The 10386-nt window shown below is 75.6% G+C and carries 10 protein-coding genes; all 10 read right to left on the bottom strand.

Going from position 1 to position 10386, the window contains the following annotated elements; all coding sequences use genetic code 11:
• Positions 1-520: 520 nt before the first annotated feature.
• Positions 521-1816, bottom strand: a complete 1296-nt coding sequence (tyrS, locus tag D450_RS0119855) for a tyrosine--tRNA ligase (RefSeq protein WP_017540406.1) — start codon at positions 1814-1816, stop codon at positions 521-523.
• 497 nt (positions 1817-2313) lie between these two features.
• On the bottom strand, positions 2314-3519 hold the full coding sequence (gene lhgO / locus D450_RS0119850; protein WP_017540405.1) for an L-2-hydroxyglutarate oxidase: 1206 nt from the start codon (positions 3517-3519) through the stop codon (positions 2314-2316).
• A gap of 17 nt (positions 3520-3536) precedes the next feature.
• Positions 3537-3953, bottom strand: a complete 417-nt coding sequence (locus tag D450_RS0119845; RefSeq protein WP_017540404.1) for a hypothetical protein — start codon at positions 3951-3953, stop codon at positions 3537-3539.
• Positions 3954-3972: 19 nt separating this feature from the next.
• On the bottom strand, positions 3973-4350 hold the full coding sequence (locus D450_RS0119840) for a DUF742 domain-containing protein (RefSeq protein ID WP_017540403.1): 378 nt from the start codon (positions 4348-4350) through the stop codon (positions 3973-3975).
• Positions 4340-6343 (bottom strand): sensor histidine kinase, encoded by a 2004-nt coding sequence (locus D450_RS0119835; RefSeq protein ID WP_017540402.1) that lies wholly within the window; start codon positions 6341-6343, stop codon positions 4340-4342. The genes D450_RS0119840 and D450_RS0119835 overlap by 11 nt, the downstream gene beginning before the upstream one ends.
• A gap of 94 nt (positions 6344-6437) precedes the next feature.
• Positions 6438-7337 carry a sirohydrochlorin chelatase gene (locus D450_RS0119830; RefSeq protein WP_017540401.1) on the bottom strand — a complete coding sequence of 300 codons (900 nt, stop codon included), beginning with the start codon at positions 7335-7337 and terminating at the stop codon, positions 6438-6440.
• Between the two features lie 65 nt (positions 7338-7402).
• Positions 7403-7996 (bottom strand): GTP-binding protein, encoded by a 594-nt coding sequence (locus D450_RS0119825; protein WP_017540400.1) that lies wholly within the window; start codon positions 7994-7996, stop codon positions 7403-7405.
• Positions 7977-8348: a DUF742 domain-containing protein gene (locus D450_RS0119820; RefSeq protein WP_017540399.1), complete on the bottom strand. Its 372-nt coding sequence runs from the start codon at positions 8346-8348 to the stop codon at positions 7977-7979. Before D450_RS0119820 ends, D450_RS0119825 begins: the two co-directional genes overlap by 20 nt.
• Positions 8345-8776, bottom strand: coding sequence for a roadblock/LC7 domain-containing protein (locus tag D450_RS0119815; RefSeq protein WP_017540398.1), 432 nt, complete (start codon positions 8774-8776; stop codon positions 8345-8347). The genes D450_RS0119820 and D450_RS0119815 overlap by 4 nt, the downstream gene beginning before the upstream one ends.
• The coding region (locus tag D450_RS30675) for a sensor histidine kinase (protein ID WP_017540397.1) at positions 8773-10386 on the bottom strand (1614 nt) is incomplete at its 5' end. The genes D450_RS30675 and D450_RS0119815, both read right to left, overlap by 4 nt.

Here is a 10386-nt window from a genome sequence, read left to right as displayed (position 1 = left end):
ACCGCTTTTCCGCTAGAGGCGGCTTTCCGCTTTCTCCGAATTTACCACGCTTTCCGGTGGCGCCGAACCGGCGTTCCCGCGTGCCGTTTCCGACACATTCGCGTGGTTCCTTCCCGGATTTCACCCGGCCGGAGAACCGGTGAAACAGACTAGCAGCCCCGGATCGATGCCCGAGCCACGTCGTCTTGGAAGGGAAGCGGTCCGGTTCCGGTCCCTGTAGAGGGCCGCCGTCCCGCTCGGCTAGATCACGATAGGTTCCGCGCACAGAGACGTCAAATCGGCCCTGCCGGGTCCGGCGGGCCTCCGCCTCCGAGCTCGCGCAACACCGCTACTGCGGGCCGCGCGGTAGGTCGTCGTTGGTTGCAGGGGTCTTCCTCCCCTGCCTCCGTCACGTCTAAACACCGGGCGGGCCGAGAACCTTCCCGTCCCTGGCCCCCGCCCGGAGACCCCCGAGAGCACGAGAGGCGCCCTCCCCTTCGGGAGGACGCCTCTCGTGCAGCGGCCCGGGCCGGCCCACGACTCAGCCCACGACCACGCCGCCGATGTTGCGCTTGCCGCGGCGCAGCACCGCGTACCGGCCGTGCAGCAGGTCCCCGGCGCCGAGCACCGCGTCGACGTCGGTCACCTTCTCGTTGTTGAGGTAGGCCCCGCCGTCCTGGACCGCGCGTCGGGCCGCCGACTTGCTCGGGACCAGCCCGCTCTCGGCCAGCAGGTCCACCAGCGCGATCCCGTCGCCGACCTCGGCGAGCGCCGCCCGGGGCACCTCGGCGAGCGCCGCGTCCAGCGTCCTGGCGTCCAGGGCCGACAGCTCGGCGCGGCCGAACAGGGCCTGGCTCGCCTCGACGACCTTCCGGCACTCCTCCTCGCCGTGCACCAGCGTGGTGAGCTCCTCGGCCAGCGCGCGCTGGGCCGCGCGCGCCGCGGGGCGCTCCTCGGTCTGGCGCTCCAACTCCTCGATCTCCTCACGGGAGCGGAAGCTGAACACCCTCAGGTACCGGGCCACGTCCCGGTCGTCGGTGTTGAACCAGAACTGGTAGAAGGCGTACGGCGTGGTGAGCTCGGGGTCCAGCCAGACGCTGCCCCCCTCGGTCTTGCCGAACTTGGTGCCGTCGGCCTTGGTGAGCAGGTTGGTGGTGAGCGCGTGCGCCGGGCCGTGCGGCTCGTTGCCGTCCATGCGGCGGATGAGCTCCAGGCCCGCCGTGATGTTCCCCCACTGGTCGCTGCCGCCGATCTGCAGGGTGCACCCGTGGCGCCGGTAGAACTGCACGTAGTCGTAGGACTGGAGCAGCACGTAGCTGAACTCGGTGTAGCTCATGCCGTCGCCGTCGAGGCGGGCCTTGACGGTCTCGCGCTGCAGCATCTGGTTGACGCTGAAGTGCTTGCCGACGTCCCGCAGCATCTCGATGGCGGTCATCGAGCGCAGCCACTCGCCGTTGTCGGCGAGGATCGCGTCGGTGGGCTCCGGGCTGCACCCCTCGGGGGTGAAGCGCAGGAAGGCGGACAGCTGGCGGCCGATGGTGTCCACCCAGCCGGCGATGGTCTCCTCGGAGTTCAGGCTCCGCTCGGCGCTGGGCTTGGGGTCGCCGATGAGGCCGGTGCCGCCGCCGACGAGGGCGATCGGGCAGTGCCCCGCGCGCTGGAAGCGGGCCAGCGTCAGGATCTGGGTGAGGTGTCCGACGTGCAGGCTCCCGGCGGTGGGGTCGAAGCCGCAATAGAGGGTGACCGGGCCATCGGCGAGCGCCTTGCGAAGTTCGTCAAGGTCGGTGGTCTGCGCGAGCAGGCCGCGCCATTCGAGTTCGTCGATGATGTCGGTCACTGTCTACTTCCGTCGCTCGAATCGNNNGGATTCCCCGCCGGTACCGGCGGCTACCCGACGTGAGGGCGTGAGTGAGCGCCTGCGCGGAAGCAGGGGCCCCCGGGCCCGCACTGCTGAAGGCCCGGGACCGCCGCGCGCCGGTCGCGATAGGGGGAACCGGATCCGGGCGCGGCGGCCCCGGGGGTCGTCGGCACGGTGACCACCCGGGGGCCACGGACCATGATCACTGACTACGCACCGTGCGATCGCGCGTGAGGGTGTGATGCGCGCCACGCACCCGTCTGCGGGGCCCGGCCGGGCCGTCGGCGGGTGGGCCCCCTGCGGACGCCCGAAACCGCGACCGCCTCGGATCAGTGCTGGTCAGAGCGGTTCAGGGCGGCGCCGAGCAACGTGCGGCGCCGTCCGCAACACCGGTTCCGGTCGCTCTGGGGTGATCGGGGGCATAGGTCGGAATTGCCTACGGCTACGGCTTTTTCGCGTTTCGAGCCGGGTTTCGGTCAGTCCGCAACACGTCGCCGATCAGGTCTGGATCCGGGGACCACCGTCTCCCCCAGGTACTCGGCGATCGCCAGCGAGGAGGTGGCCGCCGGCGAGGGGGCGTTGCGCACGCACACGATCCGGTCGTGGGTCTCCAGCACGAAGTCGTCCACGAGCGCGCCGTCCCGGCCCAGCGCCTGGGCGCGCACGCCCGGCGGGGCGGGGCGCAGGTCGGCCGCGGTGATCCCGGGGACCAGCCGGCGGGCCTGCCGGGCGAAGACCGCCGGCGAGGCCGACACCGCCGTCTCGGCGGCGCCCATCGCCCAGTGCCGCCGGGCCAGGCGCCAGAAGCCGGGCCAGCGCAGCGTCTCGCCCAGCCGGGCGCGGTCCAGCAGCGCGTTCGGCCCGGCGGTCACCTCCCCGTGGACGTGCCGGGTCAGGTGCACGCCGAGGAAGGGGTAGCGCGGGTCGGGCACCGGGTAGACCAGGCCGCGCACCAGGTACCGGCGCTCGGGGACCAGCTCGTGGTAGGTGCCGCGGAACGGCACGATGCGCGGGTCGTCCCCGGCCCCGGCCATCCGGGCCAGCCGGTCGGTCCACAGCCCCGCGCAGACCACCAGGGTGTCGAAGCGGTGCCGGAGGCGCTCGCCGTGCGGGTCGCCGGTGAGCACCTCGGCCCCGGAGGCGCCCTGGCGCAGCGCGATCACCGGCCGCCCGAGCAGCACCCGCCCTCCGGCACGGCGCACGTCGTCGGCCAGGGACTCGGCGACCGCGACGAAGTCGGTGACGGCGGTGTGCGGGGAGTGCAGCCCGCCCGCGCCGCGCACGTGCGGCTCGATCGCGCGCAGCCCGTCGGGGCCGAGCCTGCGCACCCCGGGAACGCCGTTCTCGCGGGCGGTGCGCTCGATGCGGTCGAGCCGCGCCTCCTCCTCGGCGCCGCGGGCGACCAGGACCTTTCCGGCCTCCTCGTAGGGCAGCTCCTTCTCGGCGCAGTAGTCGCGCAGCAGCCCGGCGCCCCGGCGGCACAGCGCCGCCTTGAGCGAGCCGGGCCGGTAGTACAGCCCCGCGTGCACCACGCCGCTGTTGTGCCCGGTCTGGTGGGCCGCGACCCGGTCCTCCTTCTCCAGGACGGTGACCCGGGCGCCGGGGCGCTCCCGCACGATCCACTCCGCCAGGGCCAGGCCGACGACCCCCGCGCCGATGATGCCGATGTGTCCGCCGCTCATCCGCGCCACGCTAGCAATCAGCGGTGTCCGACGGCCGAGGAGGCCGGTACCCCGACCGCGTGGCCGGATTCCAGGCGGACGGTGATCTCCTCCTCGCCCCAGTCCACGGAGGCGATCCCGGGAGGCCCGTCGGATCCGGTGGCCTCGGGAACGGTCACCTCGTGGAAGTAGGCGTCGGCGTCGTGGCCGAGGCGCAGGCGGTGGTCGGCGCCGGAGAGCGACAGGGTCCGCACGAGCAGTACCTCGACTGGCTCGGGGTCGCCCGCCTCGCCGAAGGGGCGGTAGACGGCGGGCGAGGTCTCGCGCTGCAGCACCGTCGCGGTGAAGGGGAGCGGGTCCGGCACCGCGAGGCCGGCCGCCGCGGTCAGGGCGGCGCCGGCGAGGACCGCGGCGGCCGCGTGCACGGGGCGGATCGGCGGGGCGGGGTCGGGCATGAGGGGGCTCCTGGCGGCCTCACAGCGCCCGTAGTCCCTCACGGAGCCGTTCGAGGACCGCGCGGTCGTCGGCGGCCGGGGGCGGGCACTCTACCAGGCGGCCCTCCCGGGTCAGGTCCCGCACCAGGTGGCGCACGACGCCCAGTGGCAGGCCCAGGTCGGCGGCGAGGTCGAGGACGCGGCGCGGGCGGGCGCAGGCGCGCAGCACCGCCGCCGGCTCCGGGTAGGGCTCGGTGCCGGCGTCGGCGGGGTCGGCGGCGCGCACCGCGGTGAGCGGCCCGGCCGGGGCGCGGCCGCTGGGGCGCGGCGAGGCGGGCTCGGGCGGGCGCCCCGCGCGCAGGGCGAAGGGGCGCAGCAGCGGGCCCGGGTCGACCAGGGGGCCGGGGTCACCGTCCACCGCCGTGCCCTCCGGCCGGGACCGCCTCCTCCAGCAGCGCCGAGGGCACCAGCACGGTGGCGCGGGCACCGCCGTAGGCCGAGGGGGCCAGGCGCACCGCGATGCCGTGCCGGGCAGCGAGGCGGGCGACGACGAACAGCCCCAGCCGCGGCTCGTCCTGCAGCGCCATGACGTCGTACTCGGGGGCCTGGACCAGGGTGCGCTCGGCGACGGCGTACCCCTCGGGGGTCAGTCCCAGCCCGCGGTCCTCCACCTCCACGGCCAGCCCGCCGGGCGCGGGGCCGCAGGTGACGTCGACCGGCGCCCCGGCCGGGGAGAACTGGGTGGCGTTCTCCACCAGCTCGGCCACCAGGTGGACCACGTCGGCGACGGCGGTGCCGCGCAGCGGCGGGCCGGGCGCGCAGCTCAGGCGGACCCGCTGGTAGTCCTCGGTCTCGGAGATGGCGGCGCGCAGGGCGTCGACGAGGGCCATGGGCTCGCGCCAGCGGCGGGCCGAGGGGGCGCCGCCGAGGATGATGAGGTTGTCGGCGTAGCGCCGGGCCCGGGTGGCCAGGTGGTCCAGGCGGAACAGCTTGTCCAGGGTGCGCGGGTCCTCCTCGGCGTACTCGATCTCGTCGAGCAGGCGCAGCTGGCGCTGGACCAGGGCCTGGTTGCGGTAGGCGATGCCGAGGAAGACGCGGTTGGCCCCGGCGCGGATCTCGGCCTGTTTGACGGCGGCGCCCACGGCGGTGCGCTGGGCGGTGTTGAAGGCGTCGGCGACCTCGCCGATCTCGTCGCCGCCGTAGGACAGCTGCGGCAGCTCCTCCCCCAGGTCGATGCGGGCCCCCTCCTGGACCCGGGAGACGATGCGCGGCAGGCGGGTGTCGGCCACGGCCAGGGTCTCGGTGCGCAGCCGGCACAGCCGCTCGGTGAGGCGGCGCGAGGAGCGGCCGGCGACGATGATCGCGGCGGCGCCGGCGGCCAGGGTGAGCACGGCCCCGGCGATGCTGAGGCCGATCCGGGTGTGGGCGGCGGTCTCGGCGGCGTCGTAGACGGCGGCGCGCTGGGTCCGGACCAGGCCGCTCAGCCTCTGCCCGGCGCCGCCCGCGGCCCGCTCCCATTCGTCGGCGCCCACCTCCAGGCCGGTGTTCCAGGCGGCGCGGCCGAGCGCGGCGTCGTCGGCGGAGATGGGCGGGCGGGTGACCACGCCGCGGCTGAGCCGCTCTGTGCGGACCCAGTCCTGCCCGGAGGTCAGGTCGGTGTAGGCGTCCAGGGCGGCGCCGCGCAGGTCGGGCTCGGCCTGCTCCAGTGCGTCCCGGTAGGAGGCGGTGAGGTAGGTGAAGTGCGCGGTCTCCTGGTAGTCCATCCCCCCGGCGGCGATCGCCCCGGCGAGCAGCGCCTCGGCCCGGGAGTACTCCTCGCGCACCCCGGCCAGGGTGCGGGCCAGGCCGGCGGCGGTGCCGTCGGCGTCCTCGGAGGCGGCGCCGAGCAGCGCCGCGTCGAGGGTGCGCAGGGCCGACAGCAGGCCGTCGTAGGCCTCCAGGGCCCCGGCCCGGGTGGCGGCGCCGTCGTCCACCCGCGAGCGCAGGGCGGCCAGGTCCTCGGGGGCGCCCTCGCCGCGGCCGTCGAAGCGGGCGGCTCCGCGCAGCACGTCCCGGTCGGCGCCCGAGCGGAGCCGTTCGGCGTGCGGTTCGGCGGCCTCCAGCGCCCGGTCGACGGCGGTGCGGGCGCGGGCCAGCGGTTCGCCGGAGGAGGCGGCGTCCTCCTGGTCCTCCCGGTCCTGCTCGCCGAGGCGGACCATGGTCAGCCGGCGCTCCTCGCGCAGGTCCTCGGCGAGCCGGGTGAAGGCGGCGGTGCCGGCGCGGCCGTCGCCGACGGCGGCGGCCATGGAGCCGGCCTGGACGGCCCCGGCCGCGGTCATGGCGGTCCACAGCACCAGGAAGCAGACGCTGGGGATGAGCACGATGCGGGCCAGCTGCCCGCGGATGGTCCGCCGCTGCGGCGTCGCGGCCATGGGTCCCCCTCCTCCGACGGCGCGCCCGTGGGAGGAGGGTACCGAAACGGCGATGCCCTGTGTTGTCGTTCACTCACATTGCGTGAGCGAGGGGTCAGCTCTCCGGGCGGTGCCGGGAGCCCACCGGGGCGGGCAGGTCGTCCACGCTCGGCGGCGTCTGCACGCCGACGCTGTTGAGGACCTCGGCGTAGCGCAGCGCGGCGATCTTGGCCAGGGTGGAGCCGGCGCCCAGCGGAGCGCTGGACCGGGCCCCGTTCCGCTCGGCCAGCTCGGCCACGCGTCCCTCGGGCAGCTCGGGGCCGATCACGCCGGGGGCCAGGACCGGGCGGGCGCAGCCGGCGTCGGCCAGCTGCCCGAAGGCGTCGGCGATCGCGGCGTCGTCGTCCATGTCGGCGGGCAGCACGGTGATGCCCAGCCGGGCGGCGAGCAGCACCGCGGTCACCCCGGCGGCACCGGCCGCCTCGGCACCGCCGGTGGAGCCCACCACCACGCCGTCGGTCATGCTGGTGCTCGGCGCCACCACGCTGATCAGGCGCATCCGGTCGGCGCGCACGAACCCGGCCTCGGCCAGGCGCAGGTGCAGCACCTCGGCGAGCATCGGGTGCGGGCCCAGGGCCTCGGTCACCCGCACGTCGGCGCCGGTGTCGCGGGCCGCCTCGGCCACGGCCCGGGCGGTCGGCTCGTGCGGGCCGGTCACCAGGGGCACGACGATGCCGGCCAGCGGGGTCTCCTCGCGCGGGGTGAGGCCCTCCATGGCCTCGTGCAGCGAGGGGCCGCCGTCGGCGCAGCCGAACCGGATCTCGACCTCGGGGCGGTAGGAGCGCAGCAGGTCGGCGATCTGGGCGCCGATCTCGGCGGCCTCGTCGGTGCCGCCGGGCACGGCGAGCACCAGCCGGGGGGTGCCGACCCAGCTGTCGAAGGAGAGCGGATCGCGGTGCCGGCCGGAGCGGCGCCGGGGCAGATCACGCGGGGGGAGTCTATCCGGATTCTGCATACTGTCAGGATTCACGCGAGAGATGCTAACGAGTCGTGTGCGGTCGGGGAGCCCTATGCTACAGCTCACCCGCTCAACGCCGGGCTGCGGCGCCGGATCACGTGTTCGACGAGGGAGAGCAGCACCTCCTTGCCGGACTCGCGCAGACGGGCGTCGCCCAGCACCACCGGCACGTGCGCCTCGACGTCCACGGCCTCGCGCACCTCCTCGGCGGTGTAGCGGTGCGCCCCGTCGAACTGGTTGACCGCGACGGCGAAGGGCACGCCGCGCCGCTCGAAGAAGTCCACCGCGGGGAAGCAGGTCTCCAGGCGGCGGGTGTCGGCGACCACGACCGCGCCCAGGGCCCCGGCGGCCAGCTCGTCCCACATGAACCAGAACCGGCCCTGGCCGGGGGTGCCGAACAGGTAGAGCACCACGCTCCCGCTCATGGTGATGCGCCCGAAGTCCAGGGCCACGGTGGTGGTGGTCTTCTGCTCCACCCCGTCGGTGTCGTCCACGCCCATTCCGGCCTCGGTCATCACCTCCTCGGTGCTCAGCGGGGCGATCTCGCTGACCGACCCGACCAGGGTGGTCTTGCCGGCGCCGAACCCCCCGGCCACCAGGATCTTGACCGCGACCGGCAGGTCGCCGGGGTCGGTGTCACAACCGTCGGATGCCATCGAGTACCGCCTGGAGAACGTGGGCTTCGGGGTGGTCGGCCGCGGGCGCGGGCGCGCGGGCGGCGACGTCGCCCGCGGCGACCAGGTCGCCCACCAGCACCTTGGCCACGGTGATGGGGATGTCCAGCTGGGCCGAGAGCTCGGCCACCGAGACGGGGGTGCGGCAGCGGCGCAGGATCCGGGCGTGCTCGGGCTGCAGCCGGGACCAGTCCACGCGCCGGCGGGCGGCGACCACGATGGTGATCATGTCCAGCCCGGTGCCGCTCGCGGGGCGGGTCCGCCCCCCGGTCATGGTGTAGGGCCGCACCAGCGGCCCGGCGCCCCCGTCCAGGCGCCCGGCCGCCGGGGTCACGAGCCGCCGCCCGCGGGCACCGACTCGGGGAAGCGCGGGGCCGAGGTCAGGAACTGGCCCACCCGCTTGATCCGCATGTTCATCTCGTAGGCGACCAGGCCCACATCGGCGTCCTCGGCCGCCAGCACCGCCAGGCAGGCGCCCTCGCCCGCGGCGGTCACGAACAGGTAGGCGTGCTCCATCTCCACCACGGTCTGCCGGACCGCGCCGCCGCCGAACCGCCTCCCGGTCCCCCGGGCCAGGCTCTGGAAGGCGGAGGCGACCGCGGACAGGTGCTCGCCCTGTTCGGCCCCCAGGCCGCGGGAGCGTCCGATGAGCAGGCCGTCGGCGGAGAGCACGATGGCGTGTTCGGCGCCCACCGTGCGGTCCACCAGGTCGTCCAGGAGCCAGTTGAGGTCCCCGGCCGCGTTGTGGTCGTACACCGTCATTGCGTGCTCTCTCCCGTGTGGTCGTCCTCCCGGCCGAGCCGGGTCCCCTTCTGGAACGCGCTCATCACCGCGCGGGCCCGCTCGGGCGAGGACCCGAGCAGGGCGGGCGCGGCCTGCCCGGCGGGGGGCTCCGCCGGGTCCTCGCGCAGTTGCGGGGCGAGGCCGGCCTGGCGGCGCCGCTTGGGCAGCGCCGGGCGGCCGTTCTCGGCTGCGGGGGGAGCGGGTGCGGGTGCCGCGGGCGCCGGCGCGGGGGCGCCGGCCAGGAGGTCGGGGGCGGGGCGGGTCGGGGCCGGGCGCCGTTCGGGGGCCGGGCGCTCGGCGATGAGCGCCGCGGGGACGAGCACCACGGCGCGGGTGCCCCCGTAGGGCGAGGGGCACAGCTGGACGTGGACGTCGTGCTTGGCGGCGAGCCGGGCCACGACGAACAGGCCCAGCCGCAGGTCCTGGTTGAGCGCCATGACGTCGAACTCGGGCGCCTCGCGCAGGGTGGCGTTGGCCCGGGCCAGCGCCTCCTCGCCCATGCCCAGTCCGCGGTCCTCGATCTCCACGGCCACGCCCTTGGGCACCAGCTCGCTGTGGATGTGCACCGAGGTGTGCGGCGGGGAGAAGGCGGTGGCGTTCTCCACCAGCTCGGCCACCAGGTGGATGACGTCGGCCACCACGGCGCCCGACAGCGCCACGTCGGGCACCACCCGCAGCTCGACCCGGGCGTACTCCTCGGTCTCGGAGATGGCGCCGCGCAGGATGTCCACCAGCGGGATGGGGCTGCGCCACCGGCGGCCGGGCCGCCCGCCGCCGAGGATGATGAGGTTCTCGGCGTTGCGGCGGCCCCGGGTGGCCAGGTGGTCCAGGTGGAAGAGGTCCTCGAGCAGGTCGGGGTCCTCCTCCTCGCGCTCGATGCGGTCCAGCAGCTGCAGCTGGCGCTGGACCAGCGACTGGTTGCGGTGCGCGATGCCCAGGAAGACCCGGTTGACCCCGGCGCGCAGGTCGGCCTGGCGCACCGCGGCACGCACCGCGGTGCGCTGGGCGATGGTGAAGGCCTCGGCGACCTGGCCGACCTCGTCGTCGCCGTGGTCCAGGCGGCGCACCTCGCGGTCGAGGTCGACGGCCTCGCCGCGCTCCAGCCGGGCGACGATGCGCGGCAGCCGGGTGCGGGCCAGCTCCAGGGTCTCGGCGCGCAGCCGGGCCAGCCGTCCGATGAGCCGCCCCGCCGAGCGGGAGGCGACCCCGTAGGCCAGGGTGCCGGCGAACAGCGCCATGGTCCCGCCGCCCAGCGCGAGGCTGAACATCAGGGTGGAGGCGTCGCGGGTGCGGGCCACGACCGAGGCGCTCTGGGCCGCCGTCAGACCGGTCATGGCCTCCTCGACCTCGTCGGCGGCGGCGCGCCAGTCGTCGGCGGTGCGGGAGGCCTGCGCGGCGCCGCGGATCCGCTCCCAGGCCGGGAGGGCGTCCAGGGCGGCATAGGAGCGGGCGGCCTCCCCGGTGAGCGCGGGGCCGGTCTCCTCAAGGCGGGCGGCGGCGCCGTCGACCAGGGCGGCGGCCCGCTCCGGGTCCCCGCCGCCGCTGACCGCGGCGTCGGCGCGGGAGAACCGCTCCTGGGCGCGCATGAG

The organism is Nocardiopsis halophila DSM 44494 (assembly GCF_000341245.1).
In the GTDB taxonomy this organism is placed as follows: Bacteria; Actinomycetota; Actinomycetes; order Streptosporangiales; family Streptosporangiaceae; genus Nocardiopsis_A; species Nocardiopsis_A halophila.
The sequence above is the reverse complement of the archived record's forward strand: the minus strand, read 5'-3'. Positions and strand labels throughout refer to the sequence as shown.

Coding starts and splice junctions, on each gene's coding strand:
- lhgO (WP_017540405.1), bottom strand. CDS start 3,519: ATGAGCGGCGGACACATCGGCATCATCGGCGCGGGGGTCGTCGGCCTG.
- D450_RS0119845 (WP_017540404.1), bottom strand. CDS start 3,953: ATGCCCGACCCCGCCCCGCCGATCCGCCCCGTGCACGCGGCCGCCGCG.
- D450_RS0119835 (WP_017540402.1), bottom strand. CDS start 6,343: ATGGCCGCGACGCCGCAGCGGCGGACCATCCGCGGGCAGCTGGCCCGC.
- D450_RS0119830 (WP_017540401.1), bottom strand. CDS start 7,337: ATGCAGAATCCGGATAGACTCCCCCCGCGTGATCTGCCCCGGCGCCGC.
- D450_RS0119825 (WP_017540400.1), bottom strand. CDS start 7,996: ATGGCATCCGACGGTTGTGACACCGACCCCGGCGACCTGCCGGTCGCG.
- D450_RS0119815 (WP_017540398.1), bottom strand. CDS start 8,776: ATGACGGTGTACGACCACAACGCGGCCGGGGACCTCAACTGGCTCCTG.